Annotated in this window: 15 protein-coding genes; 7 read left to right on the forward strand and 8 right to left on the reverse strand. The window is 73.1% G+C overall.

The genetic code is table 11. The annotated features are described in order from the left end of the window. Positions 1-477 precede the first annotated feature (477 nt). Positions 478-927, forward strand: coding sequence for a PTS sugar transporter subunit IIA (locus ACZ45Q_RS18015; RefSeq protein ID WP_468261839.1), 450 nt, complete (start codon positions 478-480; stop codon positions 925-927). A gap of 113 nt (positions 928-1,040) precedes the next feature. Then, entirely contained in the window at positions 1,041-2,711 is a 1,671-nt protein-coding gene (gene ptsP / locus ACZ45Q_RS18020; RefSeq protein WP_468261842.1) for a phosphoenolpyruvate--protein phosphotransferase, read from the forward strand. 77 nt (positions 2,712-2,788) lie between these two features. Here the strand turns inward: ptsP and ACZ45Q_RS18025 are convergent, their stop codons facing one another. Both ACZ45Q_RS18025 and ACZ45Q_RS18030 read right to left on the reverse strand, forming a co-directional pair. Then, on the reverse strand, positions 2,789-3,679 hold the full coding sequence (locus tag ACZ45Q_RS18025) for a hypothetical protein (protein ID WP_468261845.1): 891 nt from the start codon (positions 3,677-3,679) through the stop codon (positions 2,789-2,791). 108 nt (positions 3,680-3,787) lie between these two features. Beyond that, positions 3,788-5,755, reverse strand: coding sequence for an acetoacetate--CoA ligase (locus tag ACZ45Q_RS18030; protein ID WP_468261847.1), 1,968 nt, complete (start codon positions 5,753-5,755; stop codon positions 3,788-3,790). Positions 5,756-5,967: 212 nt separating this feature from the next. On the opposite strand from ACZ45Q_RS18030, the gene ACZ45Q_RS18035 reads away from it, so the two are divergent. Continuing rightward, positions 5,968-8,343 (forward strand): glycoside hydrolase family 31 protein, encoded by a 2,376-nt coding sequence (locus tag ACZ45Q_RS18035; protein WP_468261850.1) that lies wholly within the window; start codon positions 5,968-5,970, stop codon positions 8,341-8,343. Between the two features lie 16 nt (positions 8,344-8,359). Here ACZ45Q_RS18035 and ACZ45Q_RS18040 read toward each other — a convergent pair whose 3' ends face one another. After that, entirely contained in the window at positions 8,360-8,896 is a 537-nt protein-coding gene (locus ACZ45Q_RS18040; RefSeq protein ID WP_468261853.1) for an NUDIX domain-containing protein, read from the reverse strand. Positions 8,897-8,988: 92 nt separating this feature from the next. Next, positions 8,989-9,792 (reverse strand): M15 family metallopeptidase, encoded by an 804-nt coding sequence (locus ACZ45Q_RS18045; protein ID WP_468261856.1) that lies wholly within the window; start codon positions 9,790-9,792, stop codon positions 8,989-8,991. Between the two features lie 155 nt (positions 9,793-9,947). Here ACZ45Q_RS18045 and ACZ45Q_RS18050 point away from each other — a divergent pair, with 155 nt between their 5' ends. From ACZ45Q_RS18050 to glpK, 3 genes are all read left to right on the forward strand, one after another. Further along, on the forward strand, positions 9,948-11,627 hold the full coding sequence (locus ACZ45Q_RS18050; protein ID WP_468261858.1) for an EAL domain-containing protein: 1,680 nt from the start codon (positions 9,948-9,950) through the stop codon (positions 11,625-11,627). Between the two features lie 501 nt (positions 11,628-12,128). Beyond that, positions 12,129-12,878, forward strand: coding sequence for an MIP/aquaporin family protein (locus ACZ45Q_RS18055; protein WP_468261861.1), 750 nt, complete (start codon positions 12,129-12,131; stop codon positions 12,876-12,878). A 33-nt stretch (positions 12,879-12,911) separates the two neighbouring features. Continuing rightward, entirely contained in the window at positions 12,912-14,432 is a 1,521-nt protein-coding gene (gene glpK / locus ACZ45Q_RS18060; RefSeq protein WP_468261863.1) for a glycerol kinase GlpK, read from the forward strand. 107 nt (positions 14,433-14,539) lie between these two features. Here glpK and ACZ45Q_RS18065 read toward each other — a convergent pair whose 3' ends face one another. The 4 genes from ACZ45Q_RS18065 to ACZ45Q_RS18080 all read right to left on the reverse strand — a co-directional run bounded on the left by ACZ45Q_RS18065 (position 14,540) and on the right by ACZ45Q_RS18080 (position 19,030). After that, the gene (locus ACZ45Q_RS18065) at positions 14,540-15,142 is read right to left on the reverse strand and encodes a GTP-binding protein (protein ID WP_468261865.1); all 603 of its coding nucleotides are present in this window, start codon (positions 15,140-15,142) and stop codon (positions 14,540-14,542) included. 85 nt (positions 15,143-15,227) lie between these two features. Continuing rightward, positions 15,228-15,623 carry a DUF742 domain-containing protein gene (locus ACZ45Q_RS18070; RefSeq protein ID WP_468261868.1) on the reverse strand — a complete coding sequence of 132 codons (396 nt, stop codon included), beginning with the start codon at positions 15,621-15,623 and terminating at the stop codon, positions 15,228-15,230. A gap of 9 nt (positions 15,624-15,632) precedes the next feature. Then, positions 15,633-16,067, reverse strand: a complete 435-nt coding sequence (locus ACZ45Q_RS18075; protein WP_468261870.1) for a roadblock/LC7 domain-containing protein — start codon at positions 16,065-16,067, stop codon at positions 15,633-15,635. Continuing rightward, on the reverse strand, positions 16,064-19,030 hold the full coding sequence (locus ACZ45Q_RS18080) for a nitrate- and nitrite sensing domain-containing protein (RefSeq protein ID WP_468261873.1): 2,967 nt from the start codon (positions 19,028-19,030) through the stop codon (positions 16,064-16,066). Before ACZ45Q_RS18080 ends, ACZ45Q_RS18075 begins: the two co-directional genes overlap by 4 nt. A gap of 422 nt (positions 19,031-19,452) precedes the next feature. On the opposite strand from ACZ45Q_RS18080, the gene ACZ45Q_RS18085 reads away from it, so the two are divergent. After that, on the forward strand, positions 19,453-19,944 hold the full coding sequence (locus ACZ45Q_RS18085) for a hypothetical protein (RefSeq protein ID WP_468261876.1): 492 nt from the start codon (positions 19,453-19,455) through the stop codon (positions 19,942-19,944). Positions 19,945-19,984 lie beyond the last annotated feature (40 nt).

The raw sequence follows: 19,984 nt of genomic DNA on the forward strand, positions 1-19,984 counted from the left end.
TTTCAAAGGAACCTCGTCCTCCCGGATGGGAGAGACGGGGTATCAACATATCTGGCGTTGACTTTTGGCACGCTGTTGAGTTCTCAAGGAACGGAGGCTTCCTTCGTACTCACCCGAGAGACTCTCTCGCGGCTTTCCTCCGGGCGCTTCCCTTCGGTGTTTCCGACTCTATCAGGATTTCCAGGTCCTTCTGACCACCCTCCCGCAGGCATGCGGAAGGGGATCCGAAGAGTAGGATCCGATGAGTTGGATGCTGCCGGGCTGGGGCGCTTGCTCACGCCGCTCACCCCCGAGCAGGATCTACGACTGTACACGGGCCCTCGGAACCGGTGCAAATCGAGGGCGAGCGTGGTCTAGACCTCTTACCGGTACCATCGTGCGGAACCGGTACTTCCTATGACATACGCTGCTGCCCAACGTGCCGTCCGGGACAGGCAGTGGCGGCCCGTACGACTCTCCATCACTGGGAGGCTTCCCATGACCACCGTGACGTCCCCGCTCGCAGGACGCGCCATCGGACTGGCCGCCGTGCCCGATCCGGTCTTCTCCGGGGCCATGGTCGGCCCGGGCACCGCGATCGACCCTGTGCGTGAGCCCTCCGAGGCCGTCTCTCCCATTGACGGGGTCATCGTCTCGCTGCACCCGCACGCCTTCGTCGTGGTCGACGAGAACGGTCACGGTGTGCTGACGCACCTCGGGATCGACACCGTGCAGCTCAACGGCGAGGGGTTCGAGCTGCTCGTCAACAAGGGCGACACCGTCGTGCGCGGACAGGCCGTCGTGCGTTGGAGCCCGGCCGACGTCGAGGCGGCCGGAAAGTCCCCGGTCTGTCCCGTCGTCGCGCTCGAAGCCACCGCCGACGCGCTCTCCGAGCTGCGCGAGAGCGGTGACGTGAAGGCCGGCGAGAGTCTCTTTCTCTGGCAGTGAACGTCCTCTCTGTGACAGTGACGTCTTCTCTGTGACGTCGGTGCCGTCGTACGACGGCTGGCAGGACAACCATCGCGGCGGCGGGACCCGCCGCACTATCGGAGACGGGTGAGATGGAGACAACGCTGCGAGGCGTCGGCGTGAGCCACGGGGTGGCGATCGGCGAGGTTCGGCACATGGGGACGGCGGTGCTCGAGCCGCCGGCCAAGCAGATCCCTGCGGAGGAAGCGGAGCGCGAGCAGGGGCGTGCTCGCAAGGCCGTGGAGGCTGTGGCGGCCGACCTGATGGCGCGCGGCAACCTGGCGGGCGGCGAGGCCCAGGCCGTGCTCGAGGCCCAGGCCATGATGGCGCAGGACCCCGAGCTGATGGCGGACGTGGAGCGACGGATCGCCGTGGGCAGCACGGCCGAGCGCGCGGTGTACGACGCGTTCGCCGCGTACCGGGCCCTGCTGGCCGGTGCCGGGGAGTACCTCGCGGGCCGGGTCGCCGACCTCGACGACGTGCGGAACCGGATCGTCGCCCGGCTGCTCGGTGTGCCGATGCCGGGTGTTCCGGACAGCGACGAGCCGTACGTCCTCATCGCGCGTGACCTGGCGCCGGCCGACACCGCGCTGCTGGACCCGGCTCTCGTGCTCGGTTTCGTGACCGAGGAGGGCGGGCCGACCAGCCACAGCGCGATTCTGGCCCGGGCGCTCGGGGTGCCGGCCGTGGTGGCGCTGCCGGGCGCCGGTGAGCTGCCCGAGGGCACGATGATCGCCGTGGACGGCAGCACGGGCGAGATCTTCGTGAACCCGAGCGCGGAGCGGAAGGCCCGGCTGGAGGCGCAGGCCGCCGAGCGGAAGGCGGCGCTGGCCGCCGCGACCGGCCCGGGGGCGACCTCGGACGGGCACAAGGTGCCGCTGCTGGCCAACATCGGCGGGCCCGCGGACGTGGCCGCCGCCGTGGAGGCCGGTGCGGAGGGCGTGGGTCTGTTCCGTACCGAGTTCCTGTTCCTGGACGACGACAAGAACGCGCCGTCCGAGGAGAAGCAGGTCGCCGCCTACCGGCAGGTGCTGGAGGCGTTCCCCGAGGGCCGCGTCGTGGTCCGGGTCCTGGACGCGGGTGCGGACAAGCCGCTGGACTTCCTGACCCCCGCCGACGAGCCGAACCCGGCGCTCGGCGTGCGTGGGCTGCGGACGCTGCTCGACCACCCGGAGGTGCTGCGCACCCAGCTGTCGGCGCTGGCGAAGGCGTCGGAGGGGCTGCCGGTGTACCTCGAGGTGATGGCCCCGATGGTGGCGGACCGGGCCGATGCCAAGGCCTTCGCGGACGCCTGCCGGGCGGCGGGGCTGCGGGCGAAGTTCGGTGCGATGGTGGAGATTCCGTCGGCCGCGCTGCGGGCCCGCTCGGTGCTCCAGGAGGTCGAGTTCCTGTCGCTGGGCACGAACGACCTGGCGCAGTACACGTTCGCCGCGGACCGGCAGGTGGGTGCGGTGTCCCGGTTGCAGGACCCGTGGCAGCCCGCGCTGCTTGATCTGGTCGCGCTGTCCGCCGAGGCGGCGAAGGCGGAGGGCAAGAGCTGTGGCGTCTGCGGTGAGGCCGCGTCCGACCCACTGCTGGCGTGTGTGCTGACGGGTCTGGGTGTCACCTCCCTCTCGATGGGTGCGGCGTCGATCCCCTACGTGCGGGCGACGCTGGCGAAGTTCACGCTCGCGCAGTGCGAGCGGGCGGCGGCTGCCGCTCGGGCCGCGGACAGCGCCGAGGACGCGCGGAACGCGGCTCAGGCGGTGCTGTCCGGCGAGTAGCCGGACGGGGCCGCTGCCGGTCCGGTCCTGGAGGGGCGCTTCGCCCGCGGTTCGCGGGTGGGGCGCCCCTCCTGCGTTCAGTGCCCGTGCCCCGTATCCGGACGGTCGTCGCCGAGGTCGGGGGGCGTGCAGTAGTCCACGTGGGATTCCGGGGCGATGAGGTCGCCGGTGTCGACGTCGGTGCAGTAGGCGTCGAAGACCTCGCCGGCGGTGAGGGGTTCGAGGCCGTAGCCGCGCAGACGCCAGCCGTAGATGCGGTCGGTGGTGCCCGCGGTGCTGGTGCGCATGACGAGGCCGCCGGGGCTGTGGGTGGCCAGACCGAGGGCCAGGACGCTGGTGAACTCCAGGGCCTCGGCCTCGTCCAGGTCTGCGGTGGCGTCCCGGTCGTCGTCGGCGTGGAGGACGGAGACGAGCGGCTCCGGTGTGCCGGAGACGCTGCACACCAGGTGGCGGTTGCCGGGAGGTGCCGTGTCGAGGATGCGGGTCAGAAGGGCGGAGGCGCGGGTGAAGGCGGCGCGGCCGATGTCCTCGCCGCACAGGGCGCAGTTGCCGAGGCGGGCCAGGAGCGTGGTGGCGTACTCCCAGGTGGCCTGGCGGACGGCTTCGTCGATGAGGGTGGGGAGGAGGGCGGCCAGGGGCCGGCCGTCGTAGGGGACGGTGGGGCCGGTGGCGGCCAGTTCCGCGGTGAAGCGGGCGCGGCTGGAGGGGTTGTCGGGGTCGATGCCCGTGGCCGAGCAGTAAGCGGCGTACTCCTCGGGGTCGAAGAGGGCGATCGTGGTGTGGGTGCCCTGGGCGGCGCGGGTCCTCAGGAGCGCTTCCACCTGCCGCAGATAGGCCGGGTGGTCGTCGAAGGTGAAGCTGCGGTAGCGCCGCATGGCGCGGAAGTCGTGCTCGTCGGTGAGGAGGCCGAGGGTGCCGGCGATTTCGCGGCGCAGGACGCGTCGCATGGTCTGGTCGGTGTGCGCCATGTGTCTTTTCCCCCTGTGCGCGGTGATCGATGCTCACTCACAGTAATCGGCGGCACTGACAACGGCCCGGCCGACGGTGCGTCGGCCGGGCCGTGCGGGGCAGGTGGGTCAGGCGCGTTTGCGGGCGAGGTCCTCGTAGAAGTACAGGAGGTCGAGGTCGTCGATGGAGCCGGGGTTGACGGCCTTCTCCAGCGGGGTGCCCTGGAGGAGGCGTTTGACCGGGACCTCGATGCGCTTGCCGGTGAGGGTGTGCGGGACGCCGGGGACCTGGATGATCTCGTCGGGGACGTGGCGTGGTGAGAGCTGTTCGCGGATGGCCTGCTTGATGGCGGTCCTGAGGGTGTCGTCCAGGACGGCGCCGGGGACGAGGTGGACGAACAGGGGCATCCAGTAGCCGCCGTCGGGCTGTTCGACGCCGATGACGAGTGATTCCTTGATCTCGGGGAGCCGTTCGACGGCCTCGTAGATGTCGGCCGAGCCCATGCGGACGCCCTGGCGGTTCAGGGTGGAGTCGGAGCGGCCGTGGATGACGACGGAGCCGCGGGAGGTGACGGTGATCCAGTCGCCGTGCCGCCAGACGCCGGGGTAGGTGTCGAAGTAGCTGTCGTGGTAGCGGCTGCCGTCGGGGTCGTTCCAGAAGCGGATCGGCATCGACGGCATGGGGTTGGTGACGACCAGCTCGCCGACCTCGTCGGTCAGGGGCTTGCCGGCCGGGTCCCAGGACTGCAGGTCGGTGCCGAGGCAGGGGGCCTGGAGTTCGCCGATGTACACGGGGAGGGTGGGGACGGCCCCGGCGAAGCAGGAGCACACGTCCGTGCCGCCGCTGACGGAGGCGATCCACAGGTCGTCGCGGACCTCGTCGTGCAGCCAGCGGAAGCCGTCGGGCGGGAGCGGCGAGCCCGTGGTGGCGACGCACCGGACCCGGGAGAGGTCGAAGTCGCGGCCGGGGTGGACCTCGGCCTTGCGGCAGGCCATGACGTAGGCGGCGGAGGTGCCGAAGAGGGTGGCGCCGGTGCGCTCGGCGACGCGCCACTGCGCCGCGGTGTCGGGGTGGCCGGGGCTGCCGTCGTAGAGGACGATCGTGGTGCCGGTGAGCAGGCCGGAGACGAGGAAGTTCCACATCATCCAGCCGGTCGAGGTGTACCAGAAGAAGCGGTCCTCGGGGCCGAGGTCGCAGTGCAGGCCGAGCTGCTTGAGGTGTTCGACGAGGATGCCGCCCTGGGACTGGACGATCGCCTTGGGCAGGCCGGTGGTGCCGGAGGAGTAGAGCACCCACAGGGGGTGGTCGAAGGGGACCTGCTCGAAGACGGGATCTGTGTCGGAGGCCGTCAGCGTGTCCCAGTCGAGCGCGCCCTCGGGGGTGTCGGTGCCGAGGAGCGGGATGTGGACGACGGCGCGCAGGGTGGGCAGCTCGCGGCGGAGTTCGGCGACGGTGTCGCGGCGGTCGTGTTCCTTGCCGCCGTAGCGGTAGCCGTCGACGGTGAACAGGACGACGGGTTCGACCTGCTGGAAGCGGTCCAGGACGCTGCGGGCGCCGAAGTCGGGGGCGCAGGAGGTCCAGACGGCGCCGACGGCGGCGGTGGCGAGGAGGGCGGTCACGGCCTGCGGGATGTTCGGGAGGTAGCCGCTGACGCGGTCTCCGGGGCGTACGCCGAGGTTGCGCAGTTCCGCGGCGAGCGAGCCGACCTGGCGGTGCAGCTCGGCCCAGGTGACGGGGCTCGGTTCGTGGGTCTCGTCGACGTACAGCAGGGCCGGTTCGCCGGCGCGGGTGGCCGCCGCGCGCAGGGCGTGCTCGGCGTAGTTCAGGGTGGCGCCGGGGAACCACTGCGCGCCGGGCATGGCTCGTTCGCCGAGCACGCGCGTGTACGGGGCGGAGAAGCGGACGTCGAACCACTCGGTGACCGCTGCCCAGAAGGTGTCCAGGTCGTCGACGGACCAGCGGTGGAGCGCCGGGTATCCGCCGTCGGCGGGGGCGCCGTGGTGTTCGGCGGCCCAGGACTGGAAGGCGGTGATCCGGGCTCGCGCGATGCGGTGCGGATCCGGCTGCCAGAGCGGCTGGGGGTTCACGGTCGACATGGGCGGCTCCCGGACTGTGCGCGTCGTGTGCGTCCTCCGCGCACGGGCTGGGGTGTGCGCGTGACGCGGCTGACACGGACGATGCCATGTGATCGACTTGTACACCAGGGTGCACCGCACATAGTCCGTGTCGTGAAGATGTGGCCCCGGCACGGGTGAACGGCAGTTGAACGAGGCCCGCGCGGATGCTGGTCGGTGGCAGGCTGAGCTGCATGGACGGTCGTGACCTGGTGCGTTCGGTGAAGGCGGTCGGTTCGGTGGGGGCGTCGCAGGGGTTGCGTACCGTGCGGGCGGCGTGGCGTCGGCGGCGTGCCGATGCCGTGGCGCTGCCGGCGCGGGGGGCGGAGCGGGCCCGGGTGCCGGGGGCGGTCCGGGAGGTGGAGTACGGGCCCGGTGGGGGCGTCATCCGGTTCGACCGCTCCGCGCTGCGGGTGCTGGTCGCGGTGAACGGGGCCGTCTTCTGGGGGTGGGACGGTGCGGAACCGGAGCCGTCGTACGCGCTGGCGGGGCGGTGTCCGGAGCCGGACCCGCGGGCGGTGCTGGAGCCGGACAAGGAGGGCGGCTGGCGGGTGGTGGCCGAGCGGGTCACGGTGGCCGTCTCGCGGCACGGCGCGATCGAGGTGCGCACTCCGGGCGGGGTGACGCTGCGCCGGGATCTGCCGCCCCGCTGGTGGGCGCCGGCCGGGGGTGGTCCGGCGCGGTGGATGGTGCGCTCGGAGGTGGCGGCGGACGCGCGGTTCTTCGGGCTCGGGGGGCGGGCGTCGGGGCCGCGGCTGCGGGACGGCGCGTACCGGCTGTGGAACACCGATCCGGGGCGGGCCTTCGCTCCGGGCGACGATCCGCTGTACATCACGATGCCGGTGCAGATGGTGGTGGCCGACGCCGGAACGCACCTGGCGTTCCACGACAGCTCGTGGGACGGCACGGTGACGGTGCGGGAGGGTGAGGAGGGCGCCGGGTCGGGGCACGACCGGCCGGGGACGAGTGCGCTGCGGATGGACGGGGGGCCGCTGCGGTGCTGGGTGATGGTGGGCACTCCCGCGCGGGTGCTGCTTGCCTGGGTGTCGCTGACCGGGGCGCCGGCGCTGCCGCCCGCGTGGGCGCTGGGTCACCAGCACGCCCGGTGGGGGTTCGGCGGCGAGGAGGAGGTCCGGCGGATCGTCGCGGGCTACCAGGAGCGCGGGCTGCCGCTGGACGCCGTGCACCTGGACATCGACCACTACGACGCTCACCAGGTGTTCACGGTGGACGAGGAGCGGTTCCCGAAGCTGCCGCAGCTGGCCGAGGAGCTGCGGCGGGACGGGACGCGGCTGGTGTCGATCGTCGATCCGGCGGTGCCCGCCGTTCCCGGCAACGCGGTGTTCGACGGCGGGAGGGCCGAGGACGCGTTCGTGCGGGACGCGGCGGGGCGGGTGGTGCGCGGGGTGGTGTGGCCGGGGGACGCGGTCTTCCCGGATTTCACGCACGCGCGTGTGCGTGAGTGGTGGGGCGGGCTCTACGAGGAGCGGCTGGCGCGGGGGTTCGCGGGGTTCTGGCACGACATGAACGAGCCGACGTCGTTCGCCGCGTTCGGCGAGACGACGTTGCCGCGGTCGGCCCGGCACGCGCTGGAGGGACGCGGCGGCGACCATCGCGAGGCGCACAACGTGTACGCGCTGTGCATGGCCAGGGCGGGGTACGAGGGGCTGCGGAAACTGGTTCCGCAGGAGCGGCCGTTTCTGTTCTCGCGCTCGGGATGGGCGGGGATGCAGCGCTACGGCGGTACCTGGTCGGGGGACGTGGCCACGGGCTGGCCGGGGCTGCGGGCGTCGCTGGCGCTGGTGCTGGGCCTGGGGTTGTGCGGGGTGCCGTACTCGGGGCCGGACGTGGGGGGCTTCGACGGCAGTCCGTCGCCGGAGCTGTACCTGCGGTGGTTCCAGCTCGGCGCGTATCTGCCGCTGTTCCGCACGCACGCGAGTGAGCGGGCGGGGCGCCGGGAGCCGTGGGAGTTCGGTGAGGAGGTGCTGCGGCACGCGCGCGTGGCGCTGCTGGAGCGTCGCCGGCTGCTGCCGTACTTCGTGACGCTGGCGCACCTGGCGCGGCGGACCGGGGCGCCCTATGTGCGTCCGCTGTGGTGGTCGGCTCCGGAGGACCGGGCGCTGCGGGACTGCGAGGACGCGTTCCTGCTGGGTGACGCGCTGCTGGTGGCGCCGGTCCTGGGTCCCGGGGCGGACCGGCGGGCGGTGCAGCTGCCGCGGGGGCGGTGGTACGACACGGCGACGGGTGCGGCGTACCAGGGGCCGGGGCAGGTGCTGGTCGAGGCTCCCCTGTCGCGGATTCCGGTGTTCGCGCGCGCGGGCGCGGTGCTGCCGGTGCTCGGCACCGACGGTGGTGTGGAGCTGGAGGTGTGGGCGCCCGCCCGCGGGCGGACCGGGGGCGGGCTGGTGGTGCCGGACGGGGGCGACGGCTGGGAGGAGCCGCCGATCGAGCGGTACGTGGCCCGTTGGGCGGGCCGGCGGGTGGTGGTGGAGCGGGAGGACGCGGACGCGGCGAGCGAGCCGCCGTATCCGGTGCGGGTGCGGGGGGCGGCGGACACGGGGCCGGTCTAGCCGACGCAGGGCCGCCTTAGAGGTACCGGCCCTCGAACCAGGCCCGTACCGCGAGGGTGTGCAGGGGGAAGGCGAGTTCCATGGGCCGGCGCAGGAGGTGCCGGCCCTCGGTCTCGTCCGTGGCGGCCGGGGGCGGGAGGCTCTCGGCCGGCCGTTCGGGGAGCAGGCCGAACAGCAGCAGGTGCCCGTCGGGTGAGCTCATGGCGTCCACGAGCCGTACGTCGCGGGCCGCCGCGTCGATGCCCGTCTCCTCCTTCAGCTCGCGGACGACGGCCTTCCGCCAGTCCTCGCGGTTGTCGATGTAGCCGCCGGGCAGGGCCGTGCCGCCGCGCGCGGGGGCGATCGCCCGGGTGATGACGACCAGGGCGGTGCCCTGTGTGTCGTACGCGGGCTGGAGGGCCACCGCGACCGGCAGCGGGTTGCGGTAGGCGACGGTGCCGCATGCCGGGCAGGTGCGGGGCCAGCCGACGACGCCCGCTCCGTAGGGCGTGCCGCAGCTCGAACAGTGGCTGCCCGGCGCGGAGTCGGGGACTGGGGTTCGGGAATCGGACACGCGGCGGACTGTATCCGATCACCGGGTCGGTGGTGTCGTGCGATCACCGGCCCGTGGTGTCGTGCGATCACCGGCCCGGGGACGGCGACCGATCACCGGGTCAGCGACCTGGCGGACACCGGGAAGTCGAAGTAGGTGTCCGGGTACGGCTCGGGCTTGTAGGTGAAGTGCCACCATTCCTCGGGGAGGTTGACGAAACCGACGGCTTCCAGGGTGCTCTTGAGCAGCAGCCGGTTGGCGCGCTGTGCGCCCTGGATGCGCGGGTCGAGGGTGTGGGACAGGGTGTCGAAGCAGTCGAAGCCTGTTCCCATGTCGAGGGAGTTGTCGGGGAAGCGCTCGTCCTGGGGCGCGGTGCAGGGCACGAGGGCCTGGCCGGGGGTGTACGGGCGGGTGGGCTTCGCCGGGAGCCGGACGATGGTCAGGTCCACGGTGGAGCCGCGGCTGTGGCCGGACTTCTCGGCGATGTAACCGTCGGCGAACAGGCGGGTCTTGTCGACGTTCGGGTAGAACTCGGCCTTCATCGCCTGGTCGTCGAGGTCCTCGGCCCAGCGGACGAAGTGGTCGACGGCGCGCTGCGGCCGGTAGCAGTCGTACACCTTGAGGGAGTAGCCCTGGCGCAGCAGCCGGTGTTGGGCCGTGCGGAGGGCCTCGGCGGCGGGGCGGGTGAGGATGCACAGGGGCTGGCGGTAGCCGTCGATGCGTTCGCCCACGAAGTTGTGGCGGGTGGTGTAGCGCATCTCCTGGATGATCGTCGGGGCGAGGCGGCCGAGGGCCACGAAGTCCTCGGGTGCCCGGGGGTCGGTCTTCGCCTGGGCGGTGGCGGGGGCGGTGGTCACGGCGAGCAGGGCGGCGAGTGCGGTGACCAGTCCGCGGACCGCGATGGAGAGACGTGTCATGTCTCCTGCATCTATCAGGTGCGGGTGTTCCCGGGGAAGCGGGCGTGGCCGGTGTGGCAGGCCGGAGTGCCTACGTACCGTGATCGAGCGGGAATCCTGCGTGAACGTCGCGTGAACTGGGCCAGGGCGGGTCCCCGCGGCGCCATCATGCTCCCGTGCGCTCCTGGACGGATGATCTCCGCTTCGCCTTCCAACCGGTGGTCGGCCTGACGACCGGCGGGGTCGTCGCGCTGGAGATACTCGCCCGCCCGGAGACCGGCGACATCCTCGCCGAGGCGCGTCGCGACGCCGAACTCGACGGCAGGCTGGCGGTGTCGGCGGTCCGCGCGGCGGCGCGCAAGGAGACGCTGCTGCCGCTGCACCTGAACGTCTTCGCGGGCACCCTCGCCGACTCCGGCGGGCTCCCGTCGCTGCACGACGCGGTCCGCGAGGCGGGGCGGCTGCCCTGGGAGGTGACGCTGGACGTCTGCCCGCCCTACACCCACGTGCCGCAGCAGGCGCTGCTGGACGCGGTGGCCGCGCTGCGCGAGCAGGGCTTCAGGATCTGCGCGGACGGCGTCGGCGACGGGGACGCACCACTGCGGCTGCTGACGGACCTGGCGCCGGAACTGGTGAAGCTCGACGCGTCGCTGCTGGCGCGGCCGGCCGCCGTGCGGGCGATGCGGGCGCTGTGCGACGGGCTCGGGGCGTTGCTGGCCGTGGAGGGCGTGGAGACCGAGTCGCAGTGCGCGGCGGCGCGGTCGGCGGGGGCGCAGCTGGCGCAGGGCGAGCTGTTCGCGCCGCCGGCCCGGCTGCCCGCGGCGGACGTGTACGTTCCGCCCCGCTCCCCCGGCCCGGTTCCGGCGCCGCGGTCGGGGCCGACGGTACGGGAGTTCGTACGGCCGGCCGCTCTGTTGCCCGCGACGGCTTCCGCGGGTCAGGTGCGGGCGCTGCTGACCGGGGCGCCGGAGGTCTCCGGAGTGCTGCTCGTGGACCGGGCCGGGGTGCCGGTGCGGTCGGTGCACCGGTCCCGCTTCCTGCTGTCGATGTCCGGGCGGTACGGGCACGCGCTGTACGCCGACCGGCCCGCCGCGCGGCTCGGGGACCCGCCGCGGACGGTGGGCGTCGACGCGACGGCGTGGCAGGTGCTGGACGTGGTGGCGGTCGGCGGCCGGGAGCGGACCTCGGACGACGTCGCGGTGGTGGACGCCTACGGGCGCTGCGTGGGGGTCGTACGGCTGGCGGACCTGGTGCGGGCGCTGGCCGAGACGCGGGTGGAGGAGGCGGCGGGGCTCAACCCGCTGACCCGGCTGCCCGGTTCGGACGCGATCACCGCGGAGGTGGACCGGCGGATCGCGGACGGCCGCGGCTTCGCGCTGAGCTGGCTGGACGTCGATCACTTCAAACAGGTCAACGACGGGGCCGGGTTCGCCGCGGGCGACGAGCTGATCCGGGCGGTGGGGCGGGCGCTCCAGCAGGCGGCGGCGTCCGGGGATGCGCGGGTCGGGCACATCGGCGGTGACGACTTCCTGGTGTTCGCCGATCCCGAGGGGCTCGACGCGTTGGCCGCCGCCGTGCTGGACGCGCCCTGGTCGGCGGGCGGGCGGCCGGTGACGCTGTCCCTGGCTACGGTGGTGTGCGCGCCGGGGAGCGTCTCGGACCACCGGCAGGCCGCGGCCTGTCTGGCGCCGCTGAAGAAGGCCGCGAAGGCGTTGGCGGGGACGAGTTGGGTGCTCGGCCGGGCGGGGGTGCCGGGGCACGAGGTGCGGCGGGGGGCGGCGCGGACTCCGGCGCAGGCGTCCGCGGCGGCCGGCGGCTCGGCGTCCGGGGTCGGCTCGGGGTGGGGCTCGCGGTGAGCGGGACCGGCGTTCCCGGCCGCCCGTCCGGGGGTGCGCCGTCGCCGGAGGCGGTCCCCGCTTCGGGACGGGGCGTGGCGTAGGGCCTGGCCGTGCCGGGGCTGAGCTTCGGGGCGGGGGACGGCGTTGTGGTCGGGCCCCGGGCACCGGGGCAGGGAGCAGCGTTGTCGTTGGGCCCCGGGTGCCGGAGCAGGGAGCGGCGTCGTAGTCGGGAGCGGCGTCGGAGTCGGGCGCCGGGGTCGTGGGAAACGTTGCCGTCGGCGACCTTGACGGTGCCTGAGCGCGGGGGAACACTTCCGGTGTCAGTCGACATCGCCGTACATCTCGGTGCATTGCGGCACTGCGCCGCGCGGGCTCTCCCGTGTCACGGCACTCTCCCCCACGGGCGGTTCGGCTGCGACGGCACGCTCGTCACGGACGCCGGGCGGGGCGCGGCACCTCCCTGCCTCCGGTGGAAGTCGCCATGGGAAACGCACCCCGCACGTGGGCCTAGGAGCCGCCATGAGCAACGGAGACATCTTCGTCGGCGAGATCATCGGTACAGCGATCCTCATTCTGTTCGGCGCGGGCGTCTGCGCCGCCGTCACCCTCAGGTACAGCAAGGCCCGGGCCGCGGGATGGGTGGTGATCGCGTTCGGCTGGGGGCTCGGAGTGATGGCCGGCGCGTACACGGCCGCGCCGCTGTCCGGCGGACATCTCAACCCCGCGGTCACCCTCGGCATCGCCGTGGACACCGGTGAGTGGGGGCAGGTCTGGGTGTACGTGCTGGGCCAGATGGTCGGCGCCATGCTCGGTGCCGTCCTGTGCTACCTCACCTACTTCGCGCAGTTCCAGGCCAACGTGCGCAGGACGGGCACCACGGAGGGCACCGCGGAGGAACCGGTTCCGACGCTGGGCGTCTTCTCCACCGTCCCGGAGATCCGGAACCCGGTCGCCAACCTGGTCACGGAGATCATCGCCACCGTCGGGCTGGTGCTGCCGATCCTGGCCTTCGGTCTGACCGAGGGGCTCGGCGAGTCCGGGACCCTGGTGCTGGTCGTCGCCCTGCTGGTGGTCGGCATCGGCCTCTCCCTCGGCGGGCCGACCGGCTACGCCATCAACCCGGCGCGCGACCTCGGCCCGCGCATCGTGCACACCTTCCTGCCGATCCCGAACAAGGGCACCTCCGACTGGGGTTACGCCTGGGTCCCGGTCGTCGGGCCGCTGATCGGCGGCGGGCTCGCCGGCCTGATCTACAACGCGGCCTTCTGACCACGTCCACGCACACCAGTCCAAGGGGTAGCCATGACGGACCACGCAGCGAAGTACGTCGCCGCCATCGACCAGGGCACCACCTCCAGCCGCTGCATCATCTTCGACCACGACGGCGCGATGGTCGCCGTCGACCAGCGCGAGCACCGCCAGATCTTCCCCAAGCCCGGCTGGGTGGAGCACGACGCCACCGAGATCTGGTCCAAGGTGCAGGCCGTGGTCGCCGGTGCGCTCGCGAAGGCCGGGCTGCGGGCGGGCCAGCTCAGCGCGCTCGGCATCACCAACCAGCGCGAGACGACGGTCCTGTGGGACCGGGCGACCGGCAAGCCGGTGCACAACGCGATCGTCTGGCAGGACACCCGGACGGCGGCGCTCTGCCGCCAACTGGGCGGCAGCGACGGGCAGGACCGGTTCCGCGAGGCGACCGGGCTGCCGCTGGCCAGCTACTTCTCCGGGCCCAAGGCGGCCTGGCTGCTGGACAACGTGCCCGGCCTCCGGGACCGCGCCGAGCGCGGCGAGATCGCCTTCGGAACCATCGACTCCTGGCTCATCTGGAACCTCACCGGCGGCACCGACGGCGGACGGCACGTCACCGACGTGACCAACGCCGGGCGCACCATGCTGATGAACCTCCAGACCCTCCAGTGGGACCCGGCGATCCTGTCGGCGATGAACGTCCCCGAGGCCGTGCTGCCGGAGATCAGGTCCTCCGCCGAGGTCTACGGCACGGCCGTGGGCCAGCTCGCCGGAGTGCCCGTGGCCTCGGCTCTGGGCGACCAGCAGGCGGCGGTCTTCGGACAGGCCTGCTACGACGTGGGCTCGGCCAAGAACACGTACGGCACCGGCAGCTTCCTGCTGCTCAACACCGGGAACCGGCCGGTGGCGTCCAAGAACGGCCTGCTGACGACGATGGGCTACCGGATCGGTGACGAGGCTCCGGTGTACTGCCTGGAGGGGTCGATCGCCATCACGGGCGCCCTGGTGCAGTGGTTCCGCGACCAGCTCGGCATCATCCGTACCGCCGACGAGATCGAGCCGCTCGCGGCGAGCGTGGCGGACAACGGCGGCGCGTACGTCGTCCCCGCGTTCTCGGGGCTGTTCGCCCCCTACTGGCGGTCGGACGCGCGCGGCGTCGTCACCGGACTCACCCGGTACGTGACGAAGGCGCACCTCGCCCGCGCCGTGCTGGAGGCGACGAGCTGGCAGACGCGCGAAGTCGTGGACGCCATGTACCAGGACTCGGGGGTGCGGATCACGTCCCTGAAGGTGGACGGCGGCATGACGAAGAACCACCTGCTGATGCAGCACCAGGCGGACGTGCTCGGCGTGCCCGTGATCCGGCCGAAGGTGTCGGAGACGACGTGCCTGGGCGCGGCCTACGCCGCCGGGCTGGCCACGGGGGTGTGGAACGACCTCGACGAGCTGAAGGCGCACTGGCGGCGGGACGTCGAGTGGGTGCCCGCCATGGACGCCGCGGCGCGCGAGCGCGAGTACGCCAACTGGCGCCGGGCCGTGGAGAAGAGCTTCGGATGGGTGGTGGACGAGGAGGACTAGCCCGCGCGCGTGCCGGCGGTCCCGGACCGCGGCCCGTACCCCGGTCGGCGGGGGTGCGGGCCGTGTGCGTGCGGCAGGTGGCCGGAGGGGGCGGCGCGGCGGACGGGTCAGGTGGGGACGGCGCGGCGGTGCTCCGCGGCGTCCATCGCGTGCTGGACGACGCCGATGAGGATCTCCTTGACCGACTCGCGGTCGCGGGCGTCGCACATCAGCAGGGGTACGTCCGGGTCGAGGTCGAGGGCCTGCCGGACGGTCTCGGCCGGGTAACGGGCCGCGCCCTCGAAGCAGTTGACGCCGACGAGGAACGGGATGGCGCGGCGTTCGAAGTAGTCGACGGCGGCGAAGCAGTCCTCCAGCCGGCGGGTGTCGGCCAGGACGACGGCGCCCAGCGCGCCCTCGGACAGCTCGTCCCACATGAACCAGAACCGCTCCTGGCCGGGCGTGCCGAACAGGTAGAGCACCAGGTCCTCGCGGAGCGTGATGCGGCCGAAGTCCATGGCCACGGTGGTGGTGTGCTTGCCCTCGACCCCGCTGACGTCGTCGACCGGCCGCCCGGCCTCGGTGAGCAGTTCCTCGGTGCGCAGCGGCCGGATCTCGCTGACCGCGCCGACGAGGGTGGTCTTGCCCACCCCGAAGCCGCCGGCCACCAGGATCTTGAGCGTGACGGGCTCGACCGGGGGCTTGCCGCGCTGGGAGCGCCCGAAGATCATCGGTCTCTTCTCCTGCTTGCTGTTGGTTGGTGGTTCCCCCGTGCCCGCCGTCGGCGCGTCCCGGCGGTGCGTCGGCCCCGGTCGCTCACAGCGCCCGGAGGCCGTTGATCACGTCGCGCAGAATGCTCTCGTCCGGCAGTTCGGCCGGCGGGACGGGCCGGTTGACGTGGACCAGTTCCGCGTCGACCAGGTCGCCGACGAGCACCCGCACCACGCCGACCGGCAGGTCGAGTTCCGCGGCGAGTTCGGCGACCGACTGCGGGGTGTCGCGGCACAGCCCGACGATGTCGACGTGTTCCGGGGACAGCGAGGCGTCGGCCTCCGGATCGTCCGCCCCGGGCTCCGTGACGACCACCGCGATCAGGTCGAGACGGTGCTGGGCCGCACTGGTGGTGCGGCCCCGCGTCATGGCGTACGGGCGGACGACGGGGCCCGCCTCGTCGTCGAACCAGTGGTTTCTTCCCTGACCGTCTGGGCTCATGTCATCCCACTACCCGCCCGAGGGCAGATCGGTGCGCGGCGCGGTGCCCAGGTGCACACCGACCCGCTTGACGAGGAGGGTCATCTCGTAGGCGACCTGGCCGACGTCCGAGTCGGCGTCCGAGAGGACGGCGAGGCAGCTGCCGTCCCCGGCGGCGGTCACGAACAGGAACGCGTCGTCGAGTTCGACGACCGTCTGCCGGACATTGCCCGCCTCGAAGTGGCGGCCCACGCCCTTGGCGAGGCTGTGGAACCCGGAGGCGACGGCGGCCAGGTGCTCGCTGTCCTCCCGGGTCAGGTCCTTCGAGGCCCCCGTGGCCAGGCCGTCGCCGGAGAGGACGACGGCCTTGCGGATGCTCGCGACCCGGGCCACCAGGTCGTCGAGGAGCCAGTTGAGTTCCCCGTCGTTGCTCGCGGTGTGACCGGTCGCCTTCGGTGCGGTCATCGACCGTCCCCCTTAGTCGTTCCTTGTGGTGCGTGTGGTGCGTGTGGTCGAGGTGCGGAGCGTGTCCCCGGTTCCGTGTCGGATGCCGTGGTGCCGGGGGCGTCGTCCGTCGTGGCGTTCTCCCGGCGGCCCCGCTGCCAGCCCCGCTGGAGCGAGGCCATGCGGCTGCGCACCTCCTCGGCGTCGCGGTCGGCGAGGCCGGCCGGTTCCTCGCCGCCGCGCCCGCGCTCCGGTGCCCGCTTGAGCTGGGGGGCCAGGTTGGCCTGGCGCACGCGGCGGGGCAGGGGGCCGCTTCCGGTGCCCGTCGTGGGAGGACCGGGCTCGTCCGGTCCGGTGGGGTCGGCGGCCCCCGCGGGATCGGCGGGTCCGGTGGAGCCGGCGGGTCCGGTGGGGTCGGCGGGTCCGGTGGGGTCGGCCGTTGCGGTGGGATCGGACGGTCCGCTCGGCGCCGGCGGGGTCGGTCGGGTGCGCCTGGGGAGGGCCGGCAGCGCGTCCGGTGACTGTTCCGCGTCCCGCGAGGCGGCATCCGGTGACGCCGGACCCGTCCCGTCCGCCGACGACCGCTCCGCGGACTTCGCGCGGCGGTCCGCCGGGTGGTGCCGGTCGCGGTCGGCGACGGGACGCCCGTGCGAGCTGACCAGCTTGGGCGTACGGCGACGGGGCAGCGGCACCGGGGCGGCCGGATCGTCGGCGCCGCCGGGGCCGCCGAGGGTCTCCTCGCGCTCGTCGGGCGTCTGGTGGCGCGGTCCGCCCCGGCCCGCCGGCCGGCGATGGGTGGGGCCGCGGCGGGACGGCTCGCCCTCCGCCGGCGCGAGGGTGCGGCGCGGGTGGAACAGCCCGCCGTGTCCACCGTCCTCGTCCCTGAGCGCACCCGGGAGGTCGTCCAGGTCGTCCAACGCGTCCAGGTCCACCGGGGGTTCCAGTTCCACCGGCCCGTCGAGCACCGGGGCGGACAGTCCCGGAAGCTGTACGGGAACCTGCGCGAGGGCGGAGCCGCGGCTCTCCTCCCGCTCGTTGTCCCGCGGCCGCTGGGGGCGGTCGAGCCGGAACCCGACGCCGTTGGTGTCCGGGGCGTCCTCCGTGAGCAGCGCGTCCGGGATGAAGACGACCGCGGTGGTGCCGCCGTACGGGGAGGGCTGGAGCGAGACACGGACGTTCTGGCGCTGGGCGAGCCGGCTGACGACGAACAGGCCGAGCCGGTCGGTGTCGGAGAGCTCGAACTCCGGTGTCTCGGCGAGGCGCAGGTTCGCGTCCAGCAGGGCGTCGGCGGTCATGCCCAGGCCCCGGTCGTGGATCTCCAGGGTGAAGCCGTTGGCGACCCGCTCGCCCAGGACCTGGACGGCGGTGTGCGGCGGGGAGAACACCGTGGCGTTCTCCAGCAGTTCGGCCACGAGGTGGGTGAGGTCGGCGACGGCGGGCCCGGTGACGGCGAGCCGGGGCAGGCGGCGCACCTCGATCCGCTCGTAGTCCTCGACCTCGGCGACGGCGGCCCGCACCACGTCCATCAGCTGGACGGGCTTGCGCCACTGCCGGGAGGGCGCCGCGCCGGAGAGGATCACCAGGCCCTCGGCGTGCCGGCGCATACGGGTCGTCAGGTGGTCCAGGCGGAACAGGTCGGCGAGTTCCTCGGTGTCCTCGGTGCGGCGCTCCATGGTGTCGAGCAGCGTCAGCTGCTTGTGCAGGAGCACCTGGCTGCGGCGGGCGAGGTTGACGAAGACCTCGGAGACGCCGGAGCGGAGTTCGGCCTGTTTGACGGCTGCCTCGACGGCGGCGCGCTGGAGGGTGTTGAGCGCCTGCCCGACCTCGCCGATCTCGTTCTTGTCGTACTCCAGACGCGGCACCTCGGTCTCGACGTCGACCTGTTCGCCCGCCGAGAGACGGCGCATCACGCTGGGCAGGCGCACACCGGACGCCTCGTGCGCCTCCAGGCGGAGCTGGCGCAGGTCGCGGATGAGGCCGCGGCCGATGCGCACGGACAGGAACAGCGAGAGGAGCAGGGCGATCAGGCCGAGGACGCCGGCGACGACCGCCTTGGCGATGACGCCCACGGCGACCGGGCGGACGCGGTCCTGGTAGCGGTCGGCGGCCTGGTCGTCGAGGGTGGCGAGTTCGTCGAGGACGTCTCCGGCGGCGGTGTCCCAGCTCTTGGCGGTGACGCCGTCGGGGGTGCCCGCCCCGGAGGACACGGCGGCCTCCTCGGCCACGCGCAGCGGAGCGGAGGAGGCGTTCTTCCAGAAGCGCGCGTAGCGGCCGCGCTCGGACGCGGGCAGGGCCGGCAGGTTGATGTCGTACATCAGGGTGCGCTGCGCCGCGAGGTCGGAGACCTTCCGCACCTCGGCGGCGCTGAGCCGGCCCGTGACCAGGGCGGAGCCGAGCAGGGCGTCCTCGCGGGCGAGCAGTTCGCGCGCGCGGGAGAGGTTGACGAGGGCCCGGTACTGCTTGTCGAGGGCCACGTCGTCCACGACGTGGAGGCCGGCGAGCAGCACGTGGCAGGGGTCGATCAGGCGGTTGTACAGGGTGAGCGCCTGGGCCCGGTCGACGGTGCCGTCGTCGACGCTGCGGCGCAGGGACGCGATGCCGTCGAAGGCGTCCAGGACGGCGGCGAGACGTTCGTCCTCGCCGCGGTCGAGCGCGTCACGGACGTCGGCGTTCCCGGCGTTCCGGCGGATCTCGGCGACGGCCTCGTCGGTGGCGGCCCGGCTGCGCCCCAGGTTGGCCAGGCCGTCGGAGGCGCGCGGGTCGGCCAGGTGGACGAGGGTCTGGCGGCGCTCCTGCTGGAGGACGCGGACGGTGTCCTCCACGGGGTAGCCGACCTTCTCCACGACGGACGAGACGTCGACCATGCGGACGGCTTCGCGTCCGGTGAGCGCCGTGGCGAAGGCCCAGATCGCCGTCAGGGACAGCAGCGGCACGAGCAGCAGCGCCACGATCTTCCGGCGGATGGACTTCCCGCGAAAGCGCATGGCCTCCCCCAGCTCGCCCCCACCATCAGGGGGTACACATGTCCGTCAACAAACGGCGCGAGCCTACTACCGACGCGCGGGGAACTCGAAGACGTGTCCGGAGCCTGAACCTCCGTACAGGCCGTGCGGGGATGGGCAGTTGTCCGGCCATTGCGGGAGATTGCTCCCCGGGCCGGCGGGTGGTGGCGGTCCGGTCCGGCGCTCCGAAGCAATGCGGTTGGCCGGAATTATTCGCTTGTCCGGGGTACTTGGGAATCTTGAGGGCACGCCGTTCGTCCTTCATACGGGATTTGGAGGGGGAATCGCCCCCAGGAGCCGCATCTTGTATTCAGGCGGCGTAAAACAGCGCAAGCCGGGCAGCCACAGGGGAGCCGGTTCTCGGAACCGACGACGGTCGTCCGGCGGTGGGGAGGGACAGGTTGATGGGCACGGTGGAGCGGCGCGAGGCGCCCGGAGACGGCGGGACCGCTCGGCTGCGGAAGCGGCCGGACCCCGAAGCGCCGGAGCGCGAGGGGCCCGCGGGGTACCGGCCGTTGTGGACCGAGGAGCCGGCCCGTCGGCGCCGGTTGCCCGACCCCGTGCGCACGGCCGCCGTCCGCGCGGTCCTCATCGCCTCCCTGACACTGATCCAGGCCATGGTGGCGTTCCTGTGCACGATGGCCGGGTCCTGGCTGGCGTTCCCCATGGTGATCAGCAGTGTGGCCAGCACCGTGGTGGCGACCTGGGGCGTGCTGGACGTCTGGGTCACACGCCAGGTGTGGAACCAGCGGAACGGCGTGGTGTCGGTGCCCAGCAGCACCGCCCGCGCCCTGCGCCGGGAGCGGCGCCGCGCCCGGCGGCAGGCCCGGTCCGCCGAGCGCGGGCAGGACCGGATACGGCGCCGCGGCGGCACGGGACAGCTGTCGCACCCGTGAGAGTTGCCCCCGCCCGGAGGCCGGCGGCGCGGGGGCGGCC

It is taken from the genome of Streptomyces sp. NPDC031049, assembly GCF_055571015.1.